General features: G+C 54.4%; 19 protein-coding genes. 13 read left to right on the top strand and 6 right to left on the bottom strand.

What is annotated here, in order from left to right; translation table 11 throughout:
• Nucleotides 1-22: 22 nt before the first annotated feature.
• On the top strand, nucleotides 23-946 hold the full coding sequence (locus tag H6F94_RS26215; protein WP_190805223.1) for a DMT family transporter: 924 nt from the start codon (nucleotides 23-25) through the stop codon (nucleotides 944-946).
• Between the two features lie 6 nt (nucleotides 947-952).
• Here the strand turns inward: H6F94_RS26215 and H6F94_RS26210 are convergent, their stop codons facing one another.
• A complete protein-coding gene (locus tag H6F94_RS26210) occupies nucleotides 953-1,495 on the bottom strand; it encodes a GNAT family N-acetyltransferase (RefSeq protein WP_199320669.1) in 543 nt (180 codons plus the stop codon).
• Nucleotides 1,496-1,995: 500 nt separating this feature from the next.
• Here H6F94_RS26210 and H6F94_RS26205 point away from each other — a divergent pair, with 500 nt between their 5' ends.
• From H6F94_RS26205 to H6F94_RS26190, 4 genes are all read left to right on the top strand, one after another.
• Entirely contained in the window at nucleotides 1,996-2,706 is a 711-nt protein-coding gene (locus H6F94_RS26205) for a hypothetical protein (protein ID WP_190805222.1), read from the top strand.
• Nucleotides 2,707-2,946: 240 nt separating this feature from the next.
• The gene (locus H6F94_RS26200; RefSeq protein ID WP_190805221.1) at nucleotides 2,947-3,237 is read left to right on the top strand and encodes a hypothetical protein; all 291 of its coding nucleotides are present in this window, start codon (nucleotides 2,947-2,949) and stop codon (nucleotides 3,235-3,237) included.
• On the top strand, nucleotides 3,234-3,659 hold the full coding sequence (locus H6F94_RS26195) for a type II toxin-antitoxin system VapC family toxin (RefSeq protein ID WP_190805220.1): 426 nt from the start codon (nucleotides 3,234-3,236) through the stop codon (nucleotides 3,657-3,659). The genes H6F94_RS26200 and H6F94_RS26195 overlap by 4 nt, the downstream gene beginning before the upstream one ends.
• 49 nt (nucleotides 3,660-3,708) lie before the next feature.
• Nucleotides 3,709-4,359 carry a Uma2 family endonuclease gene (locus H6F94_RS26190; protein WP_190805219.1) on the top strand — a complete coding sequence of 217 codons (651 nt, stop codon included), beginning with the start codon at nucleotides 3,709-3,711 and terminating at the stop codon, nucleotides 4,357-4,359.
• 49 nt (nucleotides 4,360-4,408) lie between these two features.
• Here the strand turns inward: H6F94_RS26190 and hisB are convergent, their stop codons facing one another.
• Both hisB and H6F94_RS33120 read right to left on the bottom strand, forming a co-directional pair.
• Nucleotides 4,409-5,035 carry an imidazoleglycerol-phosphate dehydratase HisB gene (gene hisB, locus H6F94_RS26185; protein WP_190805218.1) on the bottom strand — a complete coding sequence of 209 codons (627 nt, stop codon included), beginning with the start codon at nucleotides 5,033-5,035 and terminating at the stop codon, nucleotides 4,409-4,411.
• Between the two features lie 32 nt (nucleotides 5,036-5,067).
• Complete coding sequence (locus H6F94_RS33120) at nucleotides 5,068-5,193, bottom strand: hypothetical protein (protein ID WP_277878171.1); 126 nt, start codon at nucleotides 5,191-5,193, stop codon at nucleotides 5,068-5,070.
• Between the two features lie 118 nt (nucleotides 5,194-5,311).
• Between H6F94_RS33120 and H6F94_RS32640 the strand changes: the two genes are divergently transcribed.
• Nucleotides 5,312-6,544, top strand: coding sequence for a pentapeptide repeat-containing protein (locus H6F94_RS32640; protein WP_190805217.1), 1,233 nt, complete (start codon nucleotides 5,312-5,314; stop codon nucleotides 6,542-6,544).
• Nucleotides 6,545-6,583: 39 nt separating this feature from the next.
• On the opposite strand, the gene H6F94_RS26175 is transcribed toward H6F94_RS32640, so the two are convergent.
• Nucleotides 6,584-7,021, bottom strand: coding sequence for a hypothetical protein (locus H6F94_RS26175; RefSeq protein WP_190805216.1), 438 nt, complete (start codon nucleotides 7,019-7,021; stop codon nucleotides 6,584-6,586).
• A 426-nt stretch (nucleotides 7,022-7,447) separates the two neighbouring features.
• Between H6F94_RS26175 and H6F94_RS26170 the strand changes: the two genes are divergently transcribed.
• From H6F94_RS26170 to H6F94_RS26140, 7 genes are all read left to right on the top strand, one after another.
• Entirely contained in the window at nucleotides 7,448-8,716 is a 1,269-nt protein-coding gene (locus H6F94_RS26170) for a pentapeptide repeat-containing protein (RefSeq protein ID WP_190805215.1), read from the top strand.
• Nucleotides 8,717-9,246: 530 nt separating this feature from the next.
• Nucleotides 9,247-9,714: a hypothetical protein gene (locus tag H6F94_RS26165; RefSeq protein WP_190805214.1), complete on the top strand. Its 468-nt coding sequence runs from the start codon at nucleotides 9,247-9,249 to the stop codon at nucleotides 9,712-9,714.
• Nucleotides 9,715-10,148: 434 nt separating this feature from the next.
• Nucleotides 10,149-11,585, top strand: coding sequence for a carbohydrate porin (locus H6F94_RS26160; RefSeq protein WP_190805213.1), 1,437 nt, complete (start codon nucleotides 10,149-10,151; stop codon nucleotides 11,583-11,585).
• A gap of 5 nt (nucleotides 11,586-11,590) precedes the next feature.
• A complete protein-coding gene (locus H6F94_RS26155; RefSeq protein WP_190805212.1) occupies nucleotides 11,591-13,687 on the top strand; it encodes a tetratricopeptide repeat protein in 2,097 nt (698 codons plus the stop codon).
• Nucleotides 13,688-13,692: 5 nt separating this feature from the next.
• Nucleotides 13,693-16,116 (top strand): cellulose biosynthesis cyclic di-GMP-binding regulatory protein BcsB, encoded by a 2,424-nt coding sequence (locus H6F94_RS26150; protein WP_190805211.1) that lies wholly within the window; start codon nucleotides 13,693-13,695, stop codon nucleotides 16,114-16,116.
• A complete protein-coding gene (bcsA, locus tag H6F94_RS26145) occupies nucleotides 16,094-18,565 on the top strand; it encodes a UDP-forming cellulose synthase catalytic subunit (protein WP_199320668.1) in 2,472 nt (823 codons plus the stop codon). The genes H6F94_RS26150 and bcsA overlap by 23 nt, the downstream gene beginning before the upstream one ends.
• 562 nt (nucleotides 18,566-19,127) lie before the next feature.
• The gene (locus H6F94_RS26140; RefSeq protein ID WP_190805210.1) at nucleotides 19,128-22,364 is read left to right on the top strand and encodes an alkaline phosphatase; all 3,237 of its coding nucleotides are present in this window, start codon (nucleotides 19,128-19,130) and stop codon (nucleotides 22,362-22,364) included.
• A gap of 252 nt (nucleotides 22,365-22,616) precedes the next feature.
• On the opposite strand, the gene H6F94_RS26135 is transcribed toward H6F94_RS26140, so the two are convergent.
• Both H6F94_RS26135 and H6F94_RS26130 read right to left on the bottom strand, forming a co-directional pair.
• The gene (locus H6F94_RS26135; RefSeq protein ID WP_190805209.1) at nucleotides 22,617-23,042 is read right to left on the bottom strand and encodes a hypothetical protein; all 426 of its coding nucleotides are present in this window, start codon (nucleotides 23,040-23,042) and stop codon (nucleotides 22,617-22,619) included.
• Nucleotides 23,043-23,243: 201 nt separating this feature from the next.
• Entirely contained in the window at nucleotides 23,244-23,624 is a 381-nt protein-coding gene (locus H6F94_RS26130) for a hypothetical protein (RefSeq protein WP_190805208.1), read from the bottom strand.
• Nucleotides 23,625-23,707 lie beyond the last annotated feature (83 nt).

The raw sequence follows: 23,707 nt of genomic DNA, 5'->3' as shown, positions 1-23,707 counted from the left end.
GGAAGTCTAGGGTGATTTGAAATTGCCGAAAGAATCTACCTCCCCACCTGCCTCCGGTCTGTTTGAGTGGAAAAGTTTAGCGGCTGGCATTGGGGCTGCGGCGTCTTGGGGCATGGCGACGGTGATGACCAAGGGTGCATTGACGCATATGCCGCCGCTCACCCTCCTGGTAGTGCAGCTGCTGTGTAGCAACCTACTGTTGTGGGCTGTGGTGGTTGCGCAACGTCTGCCACTGCCACCCGTTCAGCAAATTCTGCGGTTTGCTTTGCCGGGCCTACTCCAGCCAGGACTTGCTTTCATCTTGGGTTTGATTGGTCTGTCCCTGACGGCTGCCAGCATTGAGGCTCTGATCTGGTCAACTGAAACCTTAATGATTATTGGTCTGGCTTGGTTGCTGCTGGGGGAACGGCTGCAACCGCCCCTGATTGCTCTGGCGGTTTTCGGCGTCGTTGGTGTGGCGCTGGTGACGGCGACGGGCGATGACATGACGAGCGGCAGCAACTCACTACTGGGCAATCTGCTAATCTTTGGCGGTACTTTCTGCGCTGCTCTGTATACGGTGCTGATTCGACAGCGGGTAGTTGATCTGGCACCTCTGCTGCTGGTGGCGCTGAATCAGGCGATTGGTCTGCTGGGGGTGTTGGTCGTCTGGCTAGTCTGGTCGCCTGCGACGGAGTTTGCTCCCCTGAGCCAGCTCGGCTTGGGAATTTGGGGGCTAGCGGCAATTTCTGGGGTTATGCTCCATGCCATCCCGTTTTGGCTGCATACAATTGTCCTCCAACGGCTCTCCGCTAGCCTTGCTTCGCTGTTTCTGACGCTGATCCCTATCTTCACGATTGGTGGGGCTTATCTGTTTTTGGGAGAGCAGCTCTCTTCGATCCAATGGATAGGCGCAGCCTGCGTACTGCTGGCGATGGCTGGGGTTTCGGTGCTCTACAGTGAGTAGCTGGCTTTAGCGCTCAGCCCAGTTCTCTGCATCCAGCTTGAACAGATCGAGTTCGACGCCGTAGTATTTGCGGCTGCGTCCCATCGGCACCATGCCTAAGCGCTCGGTCACTCGTCGTGAGGCTGTGTTCTCGGGTCTGACTACGGCATAGATGACCGGCAACTTCAGGAGCTTAAAGCCGTACTCGATTGCTGCGCGTCCGGCTTCGGTGGCATAGCCTTTGCCCCAAGCTGACTGTTTTAAGTGCCAGCCTACTTCGTAATCCTGAGTGGGCTGGCCTTGGTTATCGGGCAGTTGTTTGAGGATGACTGCCCCAACAATTTCACTGCTTGACCGGGTGACGATGGCCCAAGAGCCAGTGCCGTTCTTGCGTTTGGCATAGACCTCAATCAAACCTTGGAGATTAGCCTGTTGGACTTCAACACTCTCTACAGTGCTGCCATTGCCAATAAAGCGCATGACTTCAGGATCGCTGTAAATCTCAAAGGCTTGCTCCGCATCTTGTTTAGGCAGCCACTCGCGCACGAGCAAACGCTTAGTTTCAAACATGATTGCTATAGGAAACCTGCTATCTGCAAATTGGGAGAGCCATAGGGGTTGGGTGGGGAGACCCCGCCCCTACCATTTTTAGGTTGCGGTAGGGGCGGGGTCTCCCCGCCCGTCCCTGCCCCCAAATATCTAAAGACTGATTAACCCTGTCCTGCTTGTTTCCAACCTAGGGACATGGGGGAACTTTGCATTTTAGAGCAACAGCAACTTGCTCTTGTTCTCAAATTCTTGTGGCAGTTGTTAACCAAGCTTGGAATTGATCTCCCCAAGTTTCGGCTAAAGCTCTCCAGACTTTGGATCAATCTCCCCAGACTTTAGACAAAGCTCCTCAAGCTTGGAAGGGTTCTCGTCAAAGTTTGACTAAAGCTCTCCAGACCTAGGTAACTTCTCCCCAGGCTTTGGTTTAAGCGCCCCAAGTTTAGAATCTTTCTCCCAACTTGGGAACAACTATTCAAACCCCGTAAACCAACACTCACCTAACCAATACTAAGAGCATCACCATGAAACGCAGACCACCCAGTGCGCCCGAAGAAGTCATCCTTGAAGATGCTAAAAACAAGCTCGATCTCGCCCGCAAACGTTTGGATGATCTCAGCGTTATGGGCGTTACCGCAGACAAGCTTGACCAATTCCAGAGCCAGATTGCAGCCTATTCAGCCCTGCCCGTAGATGCAACTCTGCTGAGCATCCAGAAACAACTCACGGCCAGCAAAGATAGCGTCCTGAAGGACGCTGTTGCTTGGGGCAGCATGCTACGCGACCGCTGCAAACTCGCCTTCGGCAACACTGCCCACAACCCTTTTCCCCACAACTCCTTCCGTACTTCCCACAGCAACGAGTCCAAGATGCTGTTTGTCCTGCCCAGCCTGATTGATCTTGCCCAAACTTACGCGACTACCTTGAGCAATATCGGTCAGCCCAAAGACTATGCCGACCAGGGACAAACTTTGCGCAACCGCCTTGATGAGCTAAACCGCAAGCAAGAGCAAGCCAAACTCAACCGCCGTGTAGCAACCTCTCGACGCCACGACGCTATCCAAAAGGTCTACGAGAGCCTAACCCATCTCAACGCCGCCGCTCGTGCTGCCTACCGCGACCGTCCTCAGGACCGCGATCTATTTCGCGGCCTCACCAGCCGTACCCCTGTCACCCCAGATCCTAAGGTCGCAACCTCATCATCAACCCAACCACAACCTGTACAAGCAGGCTAGCCCCCTAGCAGTAGCCTTCTGTAACCCCAGCAAGTTTCCTAATAACTTGCTAGAAGCCTGCTGGGAGTTGCAGAAACAAATGGCTGTTGTTGCTCAAGCAGGTAGTTGGTCTGCTTCGCATGTTGCAAGCTAGTTGGTCAGGCTGTCTGCACAGGGGTTGTTTCCTCAGATACCTCAGCATAAAGGGCATTTTCAGCCCTAAATTGGAAGAGAATTGAGGAACTGGTGGAGGACAACACCATGAAGGCTTATAAATTCAAAGGGAAAATCAATTCAGAGGGCAATCTGATCATCACAGAGGCCATTGACTTGGTACCTGGAGATGTTGAGGTAATCATTCTACAAGTGACCAGGCATGATGAAGTACCTCTTAACTCCGTCTCTAGCTTTGAATCCGAGGACATTAAAAAACCGGTTCAATACCGTACCAATGCTTTCAAAGATTTATTAGAGAATGTCCAACCTTCTCCCCCTGACTTTGATCCAGAGCAGGCTAGGTGGGATGCCTTGCAGGAAAAGTACAACTTGTGAGAATCTTACTCGATACCAACATTGTTATAGATCTTGCTCTTCAACGACAGCCGTATGTAGAGGAGAGTGATCAAATCTTCTCCCTTATTGAACAAGGCCTTATTGAAGGATACGTTTCGGCATCAACCCTCAGCGATCTTTACTACATTATTCGCAAACAACAAGGCCACGGCTGGACCCTCAAGTTCTTGAAAAGATTGACCTCTATCTGCTCAATTGCAACTGTTGATCAGGCCATCATCGCTATGGCACTCAATATTGATTTTAGAGATTTTGAAGATGCTATTCAGTACAGCTGTGCTGTACTGAATCAGCTAGATGCAATTGTTACTAGAAATCAGCAGGATTTCGTCAGCTCCACGCTTCGGATTTTGACACCTGCTACTCTAATTGAAGAACTAGCCAACGAGCAGAATTGCTAAAGACGCTAGGCTAGAGACATCTCAGGAATTTGCTGAAGCGAGGTGAACTATGAGCCAGTTGAAGACTCAGTTGCTAACTGACCAATGGGTTCCAGCAACCTGGGAAGAGTACCTGGCGGTTCTGGACGAGCCAGACTATCAGCAATCCAGGGGATACTACTACGATGGGCATCTGCGAATTGAAATGTCTCCAGTCGGTTCCGGTCACTCTCGCCGTAATACCGTTGTCATCTTTGCTATCAATTTGTTTTGCACTCTCAAAGGCATCCCTTTGAACGGGCTCACCAACTGCAGCTACCGGAAAACTGGCGTTCAAGAATGCCAGCCAGACGTCTCCTATTACATTGGGGAACGCGCTCAGTCGGCTCCGGACGAAACTTCAGTTGTGGACTTAGACCGCTATCCGCCTCCTAATCTAGTTATTGAAATCGCTAACTCTTCGCTTGGCGATGACCTCGGACGCAAACGGCTGTTATATGAAGATCTGGGCGTTTCTGAGTATTGGGTGATTGATGTGAACAATGCTCAGGTCATTGCCTTTGAAATCTATGAGCTTGGCAGCAAGCGCATGACTCAATCTAAAACTCTCCCCGGCCTCTCCATCTCGCTGATCGAAGAGGCACTTCGCCGCAGTCGTGAGACAGACCAATCACAAGTAGGAACTTGGCTCCTGACTAAATTGCAAGAGCCAAGAAACTGAGAAATTCAATTCAAGAAGGCAAGCTACAGTAAGCCCCTAGAACACAGCCTTAGAGCACCCCTTTGGAACTCGGAATTTCTCCTATGCGACGCTGATCAAAGGCAACCGCCATACGCAATGCTCGGGCGAAGGCTTTAAAAGTCGCCTCGATAATGTGGTGGGAATTAATGCCATCCAATTGCCGAATGTGCAGCGTTAATTGCGAGTGATTGACCACCGCTACAAAGAACTCTCGTACCAACTGCGTATCGTAAGTGCCAACGCGTTGCGTGGGGATCTCTAATCCATAACTGAGGTGTGGGCGTCCTGAAAAATCCAAAACTACCTGCACCAATGCTTCATCCAAAGGCGCAAAAAAATGGCCGAAGCGCACAATACCCTTCCGGTCACCCAACGCCTTGTGCAGAGCTTGCCCCAAGGTAATACCTACATCTTCGTTGGTGTGGTGATCATCAATATGCAAATCGCCGGTCGCCTGCACCTCTAAGTCAATAAGACCATGTGAGCTAATCTGAGCCAGCATATGGTCCAGAAATGGAACACCTGTATTTGCCCTACATTTGCCCTGGCCATCCAGATTCAGCGCCACTCGTACATCCGTCTCGCCCGTCGTGCGACAGATCTCAGCGGTGCGATCAACAAAAGAAGCAAGCTCAGGAAGAGCACGGGTCTGCATATTAAAGCTCAAGCAAAACGGTTGTTCTGATCCTAGAACAGGCTCAAGATTTGCTGAACCGCCCCAGAGAAATTAAGAGAAATTGGTAAAGCGTTCGGGTTCGGCTGCAAGGGACCGTATAGCGGATCGGACGAAACTGTATTTTTTTGCTGATCCACGGACTACCGGGGGAGAGGGGGATTTGCTCATGGGTTCGCTGCTTGGGGGACAGGCTCTTAGTCGAGCGCCCTTTGATGATCTGTGGTTTCCACAACGCCGCTCAGGAGGATGAGCTCTGTGTCTACTCTCGCTTCTCCATCCGCTCTGCTCGCTCGCCCGCCGCTCGTTTTACTACAAACCCCCACTGCCAAGCCAACCAGTGGACCGCCTGCTGAAGCAAACGGTGCCTTCATTGGAGCTGGGCCACTGACGCCGGTTTTTCTCGCTAGTCTGCTTCTGTTTCTGCTGTTCTTCTGGCAGATTGTTCGGGCTGAATTGCGCTACAACAAGCCCCGTCGTAAAAAATATCGGGCGGCGTCTGCTGTCGTTGCAACCCCGCAGCCTGCTGCAGTCGGCTCGTCACTGCCTGTAGTAGAACCCCTTGGGTCTTCTGAAGTTAAGGTCACTACCCTCAATGCTGATATGCCCAGCTCTGAGGAGCATGAGGTACCAGAGGGTTCGCCAGTTGTGAAGGGCCATGCCATTTATCCCCACGCTCAGCTGAGTGGCGTGAGCTTGGGCGGCGCTAACCTTGATGGCATGAATCTACTGCGGGCCAATCTGTCATTGGCCTATCTTAGTGAGGCCAGCCTAGTTCGGTCTAACCTCAGTGGTGCCGATCTCAGCAACACCTATCTAGGACAGGCGGATCTCAGCCATGCCAATCTCGGCGGCAGCAATCTAAGTGGGGCCAATCTCAGCGATGCCAATCTCTACGGAGCTGACCTGAGCCGTGCTTCCTTACGCAAGGCCAACCTCAGCAGAGCCAAGCTAGTCGAGTCTTTTCTCAGCGGGGCCTATTTGCAAGAAGCGGATTTGAGTGGGGCTGACCTCACCGGCACGAACTTGATCCGAGCCGACCTCAGCAGCGCCAACTTGAGCGGTGCCAACTTGAGTGGGGCGAACCTCAACGGCGCTGATTTAACCGGGGCCAATTTGCAGGGCGCTGACCTCAGCAAGGCCAACCTCAGCGGTGCCAGGTTGCAAAATGCCAACCTCAACTTGGCGAATCTGCTTAAGGCCTATCTGAGCGAAGCCAATCTGAGCGAAGCCAACTTGAACAACGCTGATTTGGGTCTTGCCAACTGTACGCACGCCGATTTGCGTTTTGCAAGCTTAATTGAGGCCAACCTCAGCCTGGCAAATTTCAACAACACCGATTTGCAAAAGGCAGACCTACGCGGGGCTAATCTGGAACGGGTTAATCTGGAGGGCGCGACTGTACGCGATGCTTCTTTTGCCCAGTGCCAGGGGCTCTCGGACCAGGACACCCAATCCCTAACGGAACGTGGGGCTTTGTTTAGTGGTTGACCCCGTCACCGGACCTTAAGCGGGTCACACAACTTCCTGCTAGCTAGCTACATCACGCCAGAGCATTAGTAGACCGGCAGTACCCAAGCTGACGAAGGTAATGTACAGATGCCAGTAGGCCCGCAGACGCTCCTGCGCGTCTAATTCGGGATGGAACAATGTTGTGTAAGCAAGCAACAACCACAGCAGCATCGCTCCTAACCCCATGCAGCCCAGAGCAACCTTAAGCCGTACGGGGCGCAAACTTTGGTCATCAATGGAGGTCCAATCTACTTCTGCCAGGTCAGCCAGGGAGCGATCGGCTAGGGCAGATGCATCTTGCAGATAGGGTGAGAGACGGGTGGGCACTAGGGCAGAGGTCGTGGCAAGCGTCTTGAGCCGCAGGCTTCGTTCTGTGTCGCGCAGCAAGACCAAGGGTGTGCGACTGGGAGCAATGGCCTCTCCCGCGTTATAGACTTCAAAGTTGCGTTCCGGCATCTGTGTGGCTCTCCGGGTGACCAAATGCCCCGAGGTTTTATGGGGGTTAATGGGGGCTGTTCACAGTTTGACTTGTTTCCAGTTTGGTAGCCAAGTCCTGGTGCTGACTAATTTCTCAGGGTTTAACCAACTTTGGCCACGGATGTCTGGAGCTTGTATTTGGAGCTTGAGAACGCCCAATCCAAATTCAGCTGTAACTCCGCCTTTAAGATTAGGTGTAGTAAACCTGATTTATGTTAAGCATTGGGATCGCCAATGCTTATTTCCGGTTATCTCCGGGTTCCTTCGTAAGTAACAACTGTGAGCTGCATGAGTGCTTCTACCCGCCTTGGATCGTATGGCTGGTAATACCCGGCACATTCACTAAAGCTGAAGCCTCGGTCAGCAGTCACGTACGGAGAATCTTACGCATAGGATCTTTGGGCCATGACGCTCACCTTCCGGGTCTGGTTCCTGTATACCTTCGTCGGCCTGGGTCTGGCGCTGGTGTTAAACCTGGTAACGGGTTCAGGTCCACTGTCTGCACTGCTGCTTTGTGCTCTGGCGCTGCCACCAATTGTGCAGCAATATAGCTCATTGCTTACAACCCTACGGTCTCGGCACCGAGCTGCGGCTCGGGGCAAACGGCGCATTTCGCAGACGCGAGTTGCTACCCCTGACCCTGAGCAAGAAAAGCCTAAAGCTGCTCAAATTCGGGTTCGTCCACCACTACCAGCTGCATCCTCACTGGCAGATGGGCTAGCTGCCGCCTTCAGTGATAGTGATCTTGAAGTTCCGACGCAGAGACAGATAGATATCGCTGAGGCAGAAGTCCGGACGATTCGGGGCTACACGATTCAGCCAGGGGCGAAGTTGAGCCAGGCTAACCTTCGCGGGGCGAACTTAAACGAGGCCAATCTCAAGGAAGCTGATCTCAGTGGCGCTGAGTTGGACCAAAGCAATCTTAGTCGTGCCAATTTGAGTGCGGCCAATCTGGTAGGCACTAACCTCAGCCGGGCTTGTTTAATTCGGGCCGTGCTGACTAATGCCTATCTCAATACGGCTGACTTGAGTATGGCTAACCTGATGGGGGCAAACCTCAGCGGTGCCAGTTTGTTTGAGGTGGTTTTGTCACGGGCGATGCTGGACCGAGCCAGTTTATTTAAGGCTATTCTTAGCCGCTCAGACCTCAGTGGTGCCAGCTTGCATTGGAGTGATCTGCGCGAGGCTACCCTGATTCGTTGTGATCTGAGTTCGGCTAGCCTGAGTCAGGCCAATCTCACACGGGCCAACGTCAGTGAAGCTAACTTGAGCTATGCGGATTTGAGTGGCTCGAACCTTAGTCGCGCCGACCTCAACTATGCCAACTTAACTGAAACGAGTTTGATTGAAGTCAGCCTGATTAAAGCTAGTTTGATTCAAGCCAATCTCACAGCGGCCAATCTCAGTGGTTCTGACCTCAGTGTGGCGAATTTGAGCAAGAGCAATCTCACACGGGCTGTACTGAGTGAGGTGAACCTGAGCCTAGTCAATTTAAGCGAGGCTAACCTGAGCGAGGCTATCTTTGAACGGGCCAACCTAGAGCGCAGTAACCTCGATGGCACTATCGTCAATGGCACCCGTTTTCTCAACTGTATGGGGCTCGACGAGGAGCAGATTATAGACCTTGCAGAACGAGGCGCTATTTTTGAGGAAGTGGCTAAGACATCAGCGTGATCAAAGTTTGATTACGACTATTTCTTAGAAGCGTGAGTTTGGTGCGTAAATGTGTTCGATAGAGGCGTGATTGCAATGCCTCTATTGTTCTTATGGCTTGCCTTGGCTAAGTTGAGAAAGCAGCAGTGTATTTGGGATCTTGAAAGAGCTAGCCTAGTTAAAAAACAAATTTATCTCAGTATTTACCGTATTTTCAACCTGGACATTTAGAGCTTTACGGGTTTCCTATGCTTTTGTTGGTAGATTACTTAAAGAAATGTCCTGGCTCTCCGAATAATTACGGTAATCATAGCTTGGCTGGGTCTATCTCCATCCAAATTCCGATTTCAATCCTCAGTCTTGCTCTCGTTTCTAATGTCGGCACCTGATGAACCCTGCAAGGGGTTTTAAGGCGCAACAGCAACAAGTTTCAGCAGGGGTTTTAAAAGCATCTCGACCGAATTTGTCATTGGCCTGACGAAACTTAGCTTCACGGATACTCAGACGGTGAGGTCAATGATTTAGCTATCCTTCTCATCAGCCCAAACCCCATGAATATTCTGTCTCATCGATTTGTCAGAACTCTATTGCCTGCTGGTCTAGTCTCTGGTTTGACTTTCGCGGCCTTGAGCTTACCCGTTTGGATGTTCCCCAACCAGACAATTGTGCTGGAGCGACAAGATCAGGTAGTTTTTTCCGGTGAACCAGAGATTCTAATTCCACCCTACCTGGGTGTTGCAGCCACCTTCAGCCTAGGTCTCGGCATCACTAGTTCTGTGGTTGCTGAATGGCGACGGGGACGGCGACGGTCTTCTCGCTTGCAGCAACAGTTATCGGCGCTGCGTGAGGTCGTTAAGGTTCAGGAAGATCAACTGGTTCAACTCCGGCTTCAATCCATCTACGAGCAACCCAGTACTCATGAGCTTAAATCATTCCTGCAAGATGTTAAAGCCACTGCAGGCCGACCCACCAACCGGTTTTATTCAGTTGATTCAAGCAGTAAAGCAAGCAAAGCTTGAGTGCTTGATGGGGTCTGGAGATCCTAGTTTCGAGCTACTTTACTGGTCGTTTGACTGGACAATTCAATAGTCAAGTGCAAGAGAGCCACGGGGGATTTATGGGCTGTCCACAGCCCTTATTTATCTTTATGATTCGACCTCTGTGATTTGTGATTTTGTTAATGTTCCTGTTAAAGCTGCGTTCGTTCTGGACTCTCTAGATTTTTCTAATTGTCTGTAGCTTAAGCACTGAGCTTTATTGCGCACGAACCCACTCTAAAACTTTATTTTGGTTTTTCCGGGTCAACGCGAATAAAGTCCGAAGAGTTCTCCAGATTTCTGTATTGAGCCTGAGTTACTGCTGCCCAATTTGTTCGGACGGGCAATCGGTTGGGAACACCCAATCACTTTTTCCAGCTCTTTTTGGAGCGGGTGGTGCGCAAGGGATAATTTTTATGCTTCTCAGGGAACTTCGAGGTCTTTTTGCGTCCAATTCAGGTTCATGTGGTGCTGGTATAGCAACTGTTCCTCGGCTCGTAGCGGCAGCTCGTTTACAACCGCGTCGGTTCTGGCTGGCTTCACTTAGTTTGGGCTGCTTTGTAGGGGGTGGAGTTGGAGTTTTACCCGCACTATCAGAAACTCAGGAACCACCAGTCATACCAGGCCTGAGACAGGAGCAATCGCCGGAACAAGAGCTAAAACAAGAGGTTAACGAAAGCACAACTGCTAGCCAATCTACTCCTCAACCGGTAGCACCACCAGAGGCCATTGAGCGACCTGCGGTTTTTGCCCCCGGTGAGCAGCGGCTGCAGTCGAAAATTGCGCCGCCAGCGGTGGGTTCTGTTCCTGCTGTAACACCACTGCCTGTAGGCTCAACTCAGATGCTAAGTCAATCTGCTTCTGACTTGCTACCTGCAACCACTGGTTCCGATCGCAGCATTCGGCCTCGTCTACAATTTCAAGGTTTGGGACTGGCTGAATCGAACGAAGATGTCTCGTTGCGATTACGGCTGAATGGTTTACTCCCGCTCAACCAGCGCACTGTCTTGGGAGCCACTTTAGAAAGCCGATTCGGTTCGGTTTTTGGCTCCGATCAAGTGATCGATTTGAACGAGCTTTTCATCACCCATGCCGTCAATGATCCGGCGACTGTGCGCTTTACAGTTGGCAAGCTGGACTTGACTTCCTACTTCGATCGCAACAGCTTCGCCAAAGATATTGCCACTCACTTTTTCAATCCAGCATTCCAAACCAATCCAGCCCTGGGAGCTGCCGGCCTCAGTTCCCAACCGGCATTGCTGTTTAACTGGACGGCCAGCGATAACTTCGAAGTCAAGCTATCGGGTTTTTCATCCCAGCGCGACTTAGGCGATTTGTCGCTGGATAGCTTTGCAGGCGAACTAGGATTGCGCCTGAGCGATTGGGGGATTCTGCGGGCGACTTATGTCACCAGCGTTGAGCGAGACCAGGGTAGTTCCGGTCAGCCTCGCCAGAGCAACATCATCGCAGTTCGACCAGGCGACCGGGAGCAGGCTTTCGGTCTCAATTTTGAAGCCTTCCTGCCAGACCCCAAGCTGGGCTTTTTTGCTCGCTACGGTCACTACGACAACCTAGACCGGGACCAGGGCAGTGCCAATGCCTACAGTGTCGGCGTGACAGCGCTGGATGTCTGGGTGCCCCAGGACCGGATGGGGTTGGGTTACGGCACGCTGCTCAGCAATAGTGACCTGCGCGATGACCTGGACCGTGACTTTCCCGACGCCTTGGAGTTGTTTTACGACCGTCCTCTCAATCGCTACTTGCGCATCGGCGCTAGCGTCCAGGGCGTTAACGGCTTCTCCGATGTCGTCTTTGGGCTCCGACTACGTACCGATTTGGACCTCTTGCGGTGAGGACCATGAAACACACTTCACATGCTGCGTCAGAACCTTCTAAGTCTTCCAGCCGCCTGCGCCTGGCTTTAGCTGGGTTGCTGCTCCTGGCGCTCATTAACCCTCTGCTGACAGCAATGCCAGCAGAGGCGCAATCACGGCTGCAGCAGGGCAATGTATATCTGCAACGGGGCCAGGCCAACGAGGCGATTCGCGAGTTTCAGGCTGTCTTGCGCAACTCACCCAATCAGGTGCAGGCGCAGTTGGGCCTGGCTCAGGCTTACAGTAAGCTGACTCGCTGGGCTCAGGCAATCGCCGCCTACGAGCGCGTACTGCAACTGGACTCCCGAAACGAAACTGCCTTACGAGCGCTGGGTGAGCTGGGCGGCTACGAGAGCAACCCCAATTGGCGACGCACCGGTATCAATGCCTTAGGTACGCTGCTGGAACTGAAGCCCCAGGACAGCGCCGCTCGTTTGCGGCGGGCGCAACTGCTGAGCTGGTCGGGGCAACTCACCGAAGCGCTAGCCGACTACCAGGTTTTGTTGCGCAGTGGCCGAGTTAGCCCTGCGGCCTGCGTCGCCGCGGCGCAGGCTTACACCTGGGCGGGCCAGTACACGCAGGCGGTCAGTCTGTTTCGACAGGCGCAACAGGCCGGAGCTACTTTAGCCGAAGCAGAGTCTCTGGACTATGCCCGCGCTCTGGCACAAAGCGGCGACACCGACCAGGCGGTCGCCCTGACGCGCACTGTGCTGCGCCAAGCCCCACGCGATTCTAATCTCAATGCCAACTTGGTGTTGAGGGTTGCTGACATCCTGGGGGATATCGACAGCGAACGGGCAACGGCGTTGCAGTTTTATCAGCAGGTAGCCCGCAGCCGTCCTAATGACCGCCCGTTGGCGCTGAACATCCTGCGCTTACAGACTCAACTGGGCCAGCTGTCTGCTGCTCAGGCTCAGTCCCAACTGCTGGCGCTGGTGCAACCGCTCCCAGCTGAAACGGCTCAACGCGAGGCGCTGGCTGTGTCCCTGCTGCGTTTCCCCGCTACGGCCAGCCTGATTCCGGTCTATCAGCAATTTTTGCAAGCCGGAGTTGACCAGCCATTTTTGCAGTTTCGACTGGCTCAGGCTTACCTCGATCAGAACAACTTTGAGGCAGCTCGTAGTGCTCTCAGTGCCTATTTGGCGGTTCGTCCAGGCGACGATGGCGCTCAGTTGGTGCGAGCAGAAATTGAGCGGCGGGCCGGTAACTTGGCGCTGGCCCGGCAGATCTATGAGCAAGCCCTCAACCAGCAACCTGAAGCCGTCGATGCGCTAGTGGGTTTGGCTGCCGTTGCTTCAGATGAGGGCAATGAGCCAGAAGCTCTAAAGCTCTACCAGCAGCTCATCCGTCTGCGACCTGATGACCTGAACCTCAAAGCCCGCTGGGCGCAGTTGGCCTACGGCCAAAACGCGATTAGCGAGGCCGAGGCCCTGGCGGTGCTGAATCAATGGTTTGCGGCTTATCCCAATACTGAGGTCGTGCCGCCGGCCCTGATTAACCTGGTCGCTGCCCTGCCACCTAAGCCCGAGCGCCTGGATCTGTATCAGCGTCTGCTGCGCCTCGACCCAGACCAGGCTGGCTTACGGCTGCGTTTGGCCCAGGTGTATTTGGCCAGTGGCAACCTCACTGAAGCGGAAACTGAGGTGGCGCGTGTGCTGGAGCAGCAACCGCAGAATGTAGGAGCCTACTTCGTGCGGGCTGAAATCGCTCAGGCCCAACGACGACCGGAGCAGGCGATTCAGGTCTACCACCAGATCCTCAGCTTCTCGCCCAACAATATTGATGCACTCCGATCATGGGCTGGGGTGGAATTTCAGCAGCAGCGCTACGTCGCTGCCACCTCCCTCTATCAGCGCGTGCTGAGCGTGCAGCCCAAAGACCGGGCAGCGCAGTTGGCCCTGGCCGATCTCGCCGCAATTGCAGGGCGACGCCTCGAAGCCCTGAATCGCCTGGATCAAGTGCAACAAGCTTCCCCAGCTGACCCTAATGCAGAGTCGGCTGAACTTTCGCAACGCAGGCGTCAGGTCCGGGAAGACCTGCTGCTGCAACGTGGCTTTGCCCCCTACTGGGAACGGTACTAACACCCATGAATACTCGCCCATCTACCGGTCGCACTCTGCTAGTCAGCAGCCTCATGCTTAGCGGTTTGTTGGTGAGTTGCTCGCCGAGCAAACCACCTGCAGCACCAGAGACAGCCTCACCGGCCTCGTCTGCCCCGGGTACACCTGCCACCAGCAGTGTGTCGGCAGCGCCACTGGAGATTCCGCCCATCCCCATCGCTCGCGTCGCGTCCAATAGCGAATCGGTCACCACCAACATCCAGCCCGGTGGTGCGGCAGTGACTACCTTGCAGTCTGGCAGCTACGTACTGAAGTTTGACCCCAAAGCCGAAGACAAGCCGATTGGTAACCAGCTCACCAAAGGCATTCGACTGAAGGGCACTTATGCTGAGTCGAACCTGTTCTTTCCGCGTCCGCGCGACTGGTCGATTACTCAGGCCAAGGCGCTGATCCGCTTCCAGCATTCGCCTGCCCTGCTGCCCGATCACTCAACCCTGACCATTCGCTTAAACGGCTCGAATCTGGACACGGTGAAGCTAGATGCCAAAAGCGCCAAGGCCGGAGAGCTAGAGGTGCCGATCCCGATAGCTCTGTTGCAGGACAACAACAACCTGACCCTGGTAGTGCAGCAGCACTACACCCTGGACTGCGAAGACCCCTTTGATGAGTCTTTGTGGACTGAGATCCTGCCCACCTCCCAGGTGTCCTTCAACTACGACCCTAAGCCGATCCAGCTTGACTTCAACCGCTTTCCGCGCCCCTTCCTGGATGACTTGAGCCTGCTGCCGGCTAACCTCACCTATCTACTGCCCCCCGACGCTAGTAGTGAAGACCAGAAGCAAACCAAAGGCTGGCTCAGCGCTCTGGCTCGATTCCAAACCGCCTTGGGTCGGACCGCCGAGTACCGCCCGCTGAAAACCACGGTGGTCGAGTCGCTCCGGGATGCTAAGGGGCCGATCGTGATTGTGGGCACGCCGCAAAACCAGCCAGAACTGGCCAATTTGGAGCTCCCCTTCAAGCTGCAAGAAGGCAAGTTCCTGGATGGCAAGGGCAAAGTGGTCCCGGATGACGTTGGTGTGCTGGCCCTGACCGCGACCACCGGCCCAGTGCGCTTACCCGTGTTGGTGATCAGTGGCAATGGCGCCGCTGGGGTCGAGAAGGCTGCCCAGTTCCTAGTCCAGGGCAAGGATGCTGACATCGGCACCGGACGCGGCATCCTGATCAATCGCCTCACCGAGGTTCCCAAGCCCAACCCCCGCGACTGGCCGCGCTACCTGCCACCAGCGCAGCAGTTCGACCTCAAGGATCTGAACGTTAAAGACACCACGGTGCGTGGGGCTTTCGCCGGGTTCATCGAGTTCGATTTCCGGTCGCTGCCCGATGACGTCTTTTTGCCCAATGAATCGACGATCACGCTGAACTACAGCTATGGCGCTCAGGTTGACTCCAACCTGTCCACGGTTGAAGTTCTGATCGACAACATTGCGGTGGGCAGCTTCCCCTTGGAGAAGTCCCAGGGCGAGACCAATCTCAGCCGCACGTTCAAGTTCCCCGCCACTAGCACGATCCGACCCGACTCGCGGATGCAGGTGGTGTTCCGTCTGTTCCCCAAACAGCTCGATGCCTGCCGTCGCACGGCGCAGGATCAGCTATGGGCGACGCTGCATCCGGGTACGCGATTCGATTTGCCACGCGAGAGTTCAGCTCGTCTGCCCGATCTGCAACTGCTGCGCTACGGCTATCCCTTTGGTGGACCTCAAGATCTCTCAGAAGCCGCTGTCGTGGTGCCGGATCGGCCTTCGCCGATGGAGGTGCGTACGATGCTGGCGATGGTGGACCGGCTAGGGCGCTTGTCTCAGGCCGATGCAGTCAACCTGGGCGTCTATACGGCCTCCTCGCTACCGGGCAGTGTGCGCAACAACGCCAATCTGATTGCCATTGGCTCACCCAAGCGCTTCCCCCTACCTGAAGTGATGAAGCTCAGGACTGGCATGGGCTTCCTACCTGACTTCCTGCGCTTCCGCCGCGACACTGAAATTCAGGCTGTGCCCGACCAGCAGGGCGTGCTCACGCAGGTGATCTCACCCTGGAACAGCGCACGCGTGGTGCTGGGCCTGACTGGCCAAACCGACGCCGAGTTGCAGAAGGTGGTGGATCTGCTAGAGCGCGACTCCCTGTTCTTCCAGTTGGAAGGAGATACCGCGCTGATCGCCTCGCGTGAGGACCTGAAGTTCTTGTCCGAGCGCCCGCAACGTCTGATTGGTGCGACAACACCCCGGCGCAAGTTCACCAACTTCTTCCAGAACAACTGGCTGATTCTGCCCTTTGGTCTGATCTTGACCTCGTTGCTGGTCTACTACCTGCTGCAACGCTATATCGACCGACTCGAACAAGATGCCTCAGGGCAGCCAAAGCAGGAGGGCAAAAATGAAGGCAAGGGGCAAAAGTAATCTGCCTAAGCTCAATATCGGCCTCAAGTCGATTGCGAGCCAGCGGCCTTCGGATCCAGGCCTGCACCGCATGTCCTCCCAGCAGATCGCGCTGCTGGTGGTCATGGCCGTGCTCAATGTGCCGCTGATTGTTGCCCCCCTCACGGTGTGGCAACAGGCGGTTGCCGGCATTGGGCTGGCTGCGGTCGGCTATTGGGCCAGTCGTATCAGTACACTGCGGGAATTTCTGGTGGGTTTGAGCACGACCTGCACCCTGCGCTATCTGTACTACCGCGCCACCAACACCCTCAACCTCGACAATCCGCTCAACACCGCAGCTAGTTTGATGCTGTTTGGCGCGGAACTATACGCCGTGCTGGTGTTGCTCCTGGGCTACTTCCAAACAATTCGCCTGACCGCACGGCGACCACCGGCTTTGCCCCTGGAGGTTGAGGATTGGCCCAAGGTGGATGTCTACATTCCCACTTACAACGAAGCGGTGGAAATTGTGCGCAAAACGGCGTTGGGAGCCTTGTCGGTTGACTATCCCAACAAAGCGGTTTACATCCTCGACGATGGTCGCAAGTTTCCGGAGCGGCGCAAGCAACTGCTGGCGATGGCGGAGGAAATTGGTTGTGGTGTGCTCACCCGCGATAACAACGACCACGCCAAAGCGGGCAATATCAATGCGGCCTTGCGCCGCACCGATGGCGATTTGGTCTTGATTCTCGATTGCGATCACATTCCCACCCGCAATATTTTGCTCAATACTGTGGGCTTCTTTCAGGACCCATTGGTCTCGCTGGTACAAACGCCCCACTGGTTTTATAACCCTGACCCTTTTGAGCGCAATTTACTGTCGGCTGGGCGGGTGCCTTCAGTACAGGAATTGTTTTACAAAGTGGTGCAACGGGGCAATGATTTTTGGAATGCTGCCTTCTTTTGCGGTTCGGCGGCAGTGGTGCGCCGCGCCCATTTGCTGCTGATTGGCGGTATTGCCATTGAGACGGTGACCGAGGATTGCCACACCTCGTTTCGTTTGCACGCCATTGGCTACAAAACGATTTACTACGACCAGATTATGGTGGCGGGTCTGGCTCCAGAAACCTTTGCTTCTTATGTGTCGCAGCAGATGCGTTGGGCTAGAGGCATGGCCCAGATTTTGCGCTTAGAAAATCCCCTGTTCAAAACAGGTCTGACGATTCCGCAGCGCTTGTGCTATTTCAGCGCCATGCTGCATTTTTTCTATGGCATTCCCCGGCTCGCCTTTGCGATTGCACCAGTATTATTTTTGCTATTTAGAATCGAGCCGATTCGAGGCATTAGCTTTGAAACGGTGGTCTATGCGTTGCCCCACATTCTGTTAGGCAGCTATGCTAACTACGCGCTCTATAAACATGTTCGCTACTCGTTCTGGAGCGAAGTGTATGAGTTTGCGATGTCGTTTTATACAGCAGCTGTTACCACAGCGGCTCTGATTAATCCCAGAGCTGGCGCTTTTAACGTTACAGCCAAGGGTATCAGCGTCACCGAACGTAATTTTGACTGGGGTTCGGCTCGACCTTTGCTAGCAGTGACGGGGCTGGTGTTTATTTCGCTGCTGGTCTTTCCGGTGTGGCTCTTTCTAGCGCCGGAATATTGGGAAGCAGTGACGATCAATGCTGTCTGGTGTGCCTATAACTTGATTCTGCTGGTCTGTGCGCTGCTTGCCAGTTTGGAGCAACCTCAGCTCCGCAATAGTCATCGCCTACGACGCCAGATTAGCGCCAGAATATTTAGCGGCGGACGTCATTGGTCGGGTGAAACGGTTGATATCAGCGAGAGCGGTGCCAAGGTGGTTGTATCGGGTTGGCCGGTGTTGCCCAAGCGCATCGAAGTCGAGCTGCAAGGCGACTCAATTTCTCAGGCCCGGATTCCGGCTGTGGTGCTGCGCAGTACACCGGGAGCCGATGACACCTGCACCTTTGCCTTGCAGTTTCTGGATTTGACTCAGTCGCAGCAGGACAATCTGGGCCTGGTCATTTACTCCGACACTCAGCTCTGGTATTCGCAAAACCGCGAACAGGCTGACGATCCAGTGAACTCTTTCTGGTTTATTACCAATAGTTTGCTGCGCTCTCTACGCCAACCCAAAGCAGCGAAAGGGGCACCGTTGCGCCGCTCGGTTCAAGCTAAGGCAATGCTCTATTGGGAAGGGCAATTGCATACGGCAGAGGTCACCAGTTTGGGTCTGGATGGTCTGGATTTGGCTCTGGAACCGCAGATCGTTAAGCAGTTGCATCAGCACTGGAAAACTAATCCTTTGATTGGTTTGGAATTGCAAAATCAACGGTTGGTGGCACAAATTCGAGGGGCTGATTTGGCAAATGGTCGTCCCAATCGCGTTCAATTGGTCTTTCCGAGCCAACTCGAACGCCAGCAACGCTCCAAGGTGCAAAACCTGTTGGATAACCTGCCTGTTCTGGTCTAGCTTCTAATACCAGTGCTCTAAGTGAGAGCTAGCTATCAAAACCCCAGCGCCTACGGTACCTCCCCTAGCCAAGGGGAGCCGGGGAGGGGGCAAAGGGGTAGCGCTTAAAAAGTGGATCGGCATAACTAGCTCTCGAAGCACAAACTTCTATCCCTTGGGGTAGAAATTTGTTGCTTTTGGCCCCGGTTTTTATGCCGTTGGGTAGATATTGCTTGGCCTTCACCCACCCTTAACGTTCCGCCCGGGGTGTTTCTTAACTTACTAATGAAAGCCTAGATGTGTCAGTAGCCTCACCTAGATAGATTGAACAGCTTCAACACGGTTAGTCCCCCAAAATTCTGAACAGCTCCTATTGACTGATGCACTGACTGATGCCATAACTGGCGCACTCATTGACCTATTAACTGATGCCATAACTGACGGCTCGTAGATTCGCCTGCGAGCAGATCAAACTGTGAATTGCTCATCGGGCTTTCACAGACCTATTGCTGTGGAAAAAATTGGGGCGCAACCGTGTTGAACCAGAGCTTACTGAACCATAACCAAAGGCTCCTCAACTGCTATGTCAGACCACAACACCGCCAACAATACGCGTGACAATACGTCCGACAACCAACCTGACAACAACAGCGTTATCTTCATTCATCCAGATGGCACCACGCCTTCTCACTATGCGCTCGCCCGCTACGTTACAGAAGGTCCTGATGGCCGCTTGAACTGGGACAGAATGGAGAGTGCGGGGTCTTATTTATCTCACATCAAAGACCAATTGACTGCAACCTCTAACGCAGGTGCAGTGGTCCATGCTTATGGGGTTAAACCGCAAGCCGGTTCCTACGGTTTGGATGAAGAAGGTAATCCTATTGAGTCTCTTTCGGCTCAAGAAGGCTTAACCGAAACCGGCACCACGATCATGGAAGAAGCAATCGCAGCTGGCAAAGCCACTGCGGTGATTAACTCCGGTTTCATTGCCGAACCGGGTACGGGCGTTTTTCTCGCGGATGTTGAAAGTCGGAGCGACACTGAAGCCATTACCGCTGAAATTGTTGAGTCTGGCGTTGATGTGATCCTCGGCGGCGGCGAAACCGATTATTTACCAGTGGGCACGGTTGGTTTCTTTGGCGAAGAGGGCACCCGCACCGATGGGCGTAACTTAATCGAAGAAGCGGAAGCGGATGGCTATACCGTTGTCTTCACGCGGGAGCAACTGCAAAGCCTGCCCGAAAATACTGAGAAAGTGTTGGGGATCTTTGCGGCTAGCGACACCTACAACGACACCACCGAGGAAGCAAACGCTGCTGAGCGGCTAGAAAACTACGGGCAACCCGGCAACCTCAACCCACCAACGGTTGCTGAGATGCTAGAAGCGGCGCTGCCGATTCTGGCTAAGGACGAAGATGGTTTCTTTGTGGTGCTGGAAGAGGAAGGCACAGACAACTTTGGCAACAACAATAATGGCCGCGGTGTAGTCGAAGCCGCGATTCGGGCAGATGAAGCGATTGGCGTTGCCCAGAACTTCATTGACACTGAGCGTCCGAACACCCTCTTGATTACCAGCGCAGACAGCAATGCGGGTGGAATTCAAGCCGTTGACCTGGATGAAGGGGGTCAAACCGTTGGCAGCATTGGCGTCAACCCGACTCTGCCCGATCGCTCCGATGCCGTTCAGGTGCCCCTGGATGGGCAAGAAGGCCGCGACACCGAGCCCTTTGTTGCTGGTCCTGACGAAAATGGCACCCGCTTTGACTTTGGCATTGCCTACGCTGGTTTGCCCGATTTTGGCTCGGATATTGTTAGCAAAGCCTACGGTCTCAACGCTGACGCACTGCCCAGTACCCACGACAACACCGAGATTTATCGGTTGATGTATCAGACGCTGTTCAATCAAGAACTGCCGTCTTTTGTGCCCGCACCAAAACCCGCACCCGCAACTACCGCGGATACGGGTAATGTCATCTTTATCCACCCGGATGGCACCACGCCTGCTTACTTCACCCTGGCGCGGCTGACCCAAGAAGGTCCTGATGGTCGTCTGAATTGGGACATGATGTCCGATGCTGGCGTATACATCAACAGCATCAAAGACAATCTGGCCCCTTCTTCTAATGCCGGAGCTGTGGTTCACTCAATGGGAACCAAGCCGGTCACCGAATCCTATGGCTTGGATGAGTATGGGGAGCCGGTGATTTCTCGCTCGGGCAAGCAGGGCGTAACGATTATGGAAGAGGCGATTGCTGCTGGTAAAGCCACGGCGGTGATCAACTCCGGCTTTATTGCCGAACCGGGGACGGGTGTTTTCTTAGCTGATGTTGAAAGCCGCAGCGAGACGGAAGCGATCACGGCGGAAGTGCTGGAATCTGGCGTTGACGTGATTCTCGGCGGTGGCGAAACCGACTATTTGCCCGAGGGCGAAACCGGTTTCTTTGGCGAAGAGGGAACCCGCACTGATGGGCGCAACCTGATCGAAGAAGCTGAAGACCTGGGCTACGAGGTGGTCTACACGCTAGAGCAATTGCAGGATCTGCCCGACGACGCCACCAAAGTGCTTGGCATCTTTGCGGCTGAAGACACTTACAACGACACGACCGAAGAAGCCAACGCAGCAGCAGGGCTGGAGAACTACGGCCAACCCGGCAATGAAGATCCCCCCACGGTTGCTGAGATGCTGGAAGCGGCTCTGCCGATTCTGAATCGGGATCCAGACGGTTTTATGGTCGTGATGGAAGAAGAGGGCACTGACAACTTCGGCAACAACAACAATGGCCGGGGTCTGATTGAGGCTGCGCAACGGGCTGACGCTGCGATCGGCGTGGCGATGGACTTCATCAACAACGAAGACCCCAATACGCTGCTGATCACTTCAGCCGATAGCAACGCCGGTGGCCCTCAGGTCTATGACGTTGACAGTGCCGATGAGCCAGTGGGCACGGTTGGGGTTAACCCGACGCTCGCAGACGACTCGGACGCGATTCAGGTCCCGCTGGACGGACAGGAGGGGCGCAATACCCAACCGTTTGTCTCTGAACCGGATGCCAATGGCAATGAGTTTCCCTTTGGCATTGCCTACGCCACGGTTGATGACGTGCCCGATAGTGTTCTTACCAAGACCTACGGTCTCAATGCTGGCGATCTGCCCAGTTCGCATGAGAACACCTATATCTACGAGATCATGTACCGAACCCTGTTCGGTCAAAACTCGCTGCCCAACCTAGTTGAAGGCACGGCGGGGGCTGAAACCCTGCTGGGTGGAACCGACCGCGACCTGCTGCGGGGTAATGAGGGCAATGACACTTTGGCTGGTTCAGTGAATGCTGATTTTCTCTACGGTGAGGTGGGTGATGACCTGCTGCGTGGAGATCTCAACACGACTCAGGCTGGCAGTGAGGCGGGTGGCGATGACCTCCTCTACGGTGGTTTAGGGAATGATCGCGTGTTCGGGCAGGGTGGTAATGACCAGCTCTACGGCGGTCAGGGCGATGATCAACTGTTTGGTGATGCTGGCAATGACCTGCTGGTAGGCGGTCTGGGTGCAGATCGGTTGACTGGCGGTGCAGGTCGAGACGGGTTTGCGCTTGTCTCTGACTCGGGTAGCGACACCATCAATGACTTCCGCCTTGGCGAGGACTTTGTGGTGATGACTGGCAGCACGACGTTTGAAGATCTCACCTTCACTCAGCGTGGTGGTAGCACGGTGATCAGCTCTGGCGATGAGACGTTCACAACCCTGCGAGGGGTCAATGCTAATGCTCTGGTCGCGGCCGCTGGTTCGACGTTTACCAGCATGCAGGGTCTGGGCTAAGACCTAACCCCCCCGGCCCCCTTCCCTCGCAGGGAAGGGGGAGGCAAGGGACAGGTTCTTTGCAGGGGGTGAGGAAATCTTGAGTAGGGGCTTGGCATTGCCAAGCCCTCAATTGCCGTTTTGTACGGTTCGTAGCAGGTTGGGGGAGACCTAACCCCCCAGCCCCCTTCCCTGCGAGGGAAGGGGGAGGCGTAGGACAAGTTTTGCAGGGGGTGAGGAAATCTTGGGTAGGGGCTTGTCATTGCCAAGCCCTCAATTGCGATTCTGTACGGTTCGTAGCAGGTTGGGGGAGAGGCTGTAGAGGGCGATGGTGGGGCCGCCGCCTTCGGGGTGGACGGTGACTTTGCGGATCAGGTCGCGGGCTTCGAGTCCTGGCAGTAAGGTCTGGAGGTCTTGGGGTTGGAGGTTGCTGTCGCGGCTGAGTAGGGCGAGGGTGACACGGGAGTGGGGGCTGTTGGGTTCGAGGTAGTTGGCGATGGTCAGCAGGATCAGTTTGAGTGGGGCGGCCAGGTTGAGGCAGCGGGTGATGTGGTCCCACAAGGCGAGGCGAAGGTTGGTGCTCATAGTTAGGGTCTTGGGATTGGTCCTTGGAACTGCAAGTTTGGTGTTCTGAACTGCAAGCTCGGTGCTTTGAACTCCGACATCGGTGTTCTGAACTGCAACCTCGGTGCTGTACACCTCCGGCGTCGGTGCTCTGAACTGCGAGTTTGCTGCTCTATACCTGCGGCATCGGTGTTCTGAACTGCGACGTCGATGCTTTGAACTCTGGCGTCGGTGCCCTATACCTCCGGCATTGATGCTTTGAGCTGCGGCATCGATGCTTTGAGTTGCAACGTCGGTGTTCGGAGCTGCGACACCGGTGCTTTGGGGGTAATGTAATTAGGCTTGTCTCGGCAGGGCTTGAAGAGTAGTGCTTTGACAGTTGCGCAGTTGGGTATGCCGCTGTCGCCATAGGTGCCGCCAATAGCTCAGCACATCGTCGGGGTAGGAGTAGCGCTGGATTTCGGTTTTGATCACTCCGCCAATCCAGTCGAGCAGATGCAGGTCGTTGCAGGCTTGGATGGTGAGGGCACAGGCGGAAAGCCATTGGTTGAACTTGCGATAGCTGAGGAATTGTCCACCTCGGTCAGCGCGATGGACGAACAGCACATGCAGCCAATGCTCCATGCGGCAAATGAGCGATTCGGGAATGCCTAAAAAACGGGCAACTTGAGACAAAGGAATGCAAAGCTGCGGCTGCAACACCTGGGTGAGGTGCATAGGAAGAACTCCAAAAATTTGAGGGCAATAGAGCCTTTGACCCCTATTCAGGGTCGAGAAAGGTAGGTGATAAACTGCCCCCT

The sequence above is a fragment of the Leptolyngbya sp. FACHB-261 genome, assembly GCF_014696065.1.
Taxonomy (GTDB): domain Bacteria; phylum Cyanobacteriota; class Cyanobacteriia; order FACHB-261; family FACHB-261; genus FACHB-261.
This window is presented reverse-complemented; position numbering and strand designations above follow the sequence as displayed.

Excerpts from the sequence above, each read along its gene's own strand:
- H6F94_RS26210 (WP_199320669.1), bottom strand. The coding sequence starts at position 1,495 with ATGTTTGAAACTAAGCGTTTGCTCGTGCGCGAGTGGCTGCCTAAACAA.
- H6F94_RS26205 (WP_190805222.1), top strand. The coding sequence starts at position 1,996 with ATGAAACGCAGACCACCCAGTGCGCCCGAAGAAGTCATCCTTGAAGAT.
- H6F94_RS26200 (WP_190805221.1), top strand. The coding sequence starts at position 2,947 with ATGAAGGCTTATAAATTCAAAGGGAAAATCAATTCAGAGGGCAATCTG.
- H6F94_RS26190 (WP_190805219.1), top strand. The coding sequence starts at position 3,709 with ATGAGCCAGTTGAAGACTCAGTTGCTAACTGACCAATGGGTTCCAGCA.
- hisB (WP_190805218.1), bottom strand. The coding sequence starts at position 5,035 with ATGCAGACCCGTGCTCTTCCTGAGCTTGCTTCTTTTGTTGATCGCACC.
- H6F94_RS26175 (WP_190805216.1), bottom strand. The coding sequence starts at position 7,021 with ATGCCGGAACGCAACTTTGAAGTCTATAACGCGGGAGAGGCCATTGCT.
- H6F94_RS26170 (WP_190805215.1), top strand. The coding sequence starts at position 7,448 with ATGACGCTCACCTTCCGGGTCTGGTTCCTGTATACCTTCGTCGGCCTG.
- H6F94_RS26165 (WP_190805214.1), top strand. The coding sequence starts at position 9,247 with ATGAATATTCTGTCTCATCGATTTGTCAGAACTCTATTGCCTGCTGGT.
- H6F94_RS26160 (WP_190805213.1), top strand. The coding sequence starts at position 10,149 with ATGCTTCTCAGGGAACTTCGAGGTCTTTTTGCGTCCAATTCAGGTTCA.
- H6F94_RS26155 (WP_190805212.1), top strand. The coding sequence starts at position 11,591 with ATGAAACACACTTCACATGCTGCGTCAGAACCTTCTAAGTCTTCCAGC.
- H6F94_RS26150 (WP_190805211.1), top strand. The coding sequence starts at position 13,693 with ATGAATACTCGCCCATCTACCGGTCGCACTCTGCTAGTCAGCAGCCTC.
- bcsA (WP_199320668.1), top strand. The coding sequence starts at position 16,094 with ATGAAGGCAAGGGGCAAAAGTAATCTGCCTAAGCTCAATATCGGCCTC.
- H6F94_RS26140 (WP_190805210.1), top strand. The coding sequence starts at position 19,128 with ATGTCAGACCACAACACCGCCAACAATACGCGTGACAATACGTCCGAC.
- H6F94_RS26130 (WP_190805208.1), bottom strand. The coding sequence starts at position 23,624 with ATGCACCTCACCCAGGTGTTGCAGCCGCAGCTTTGCATTCCTTTGTCT.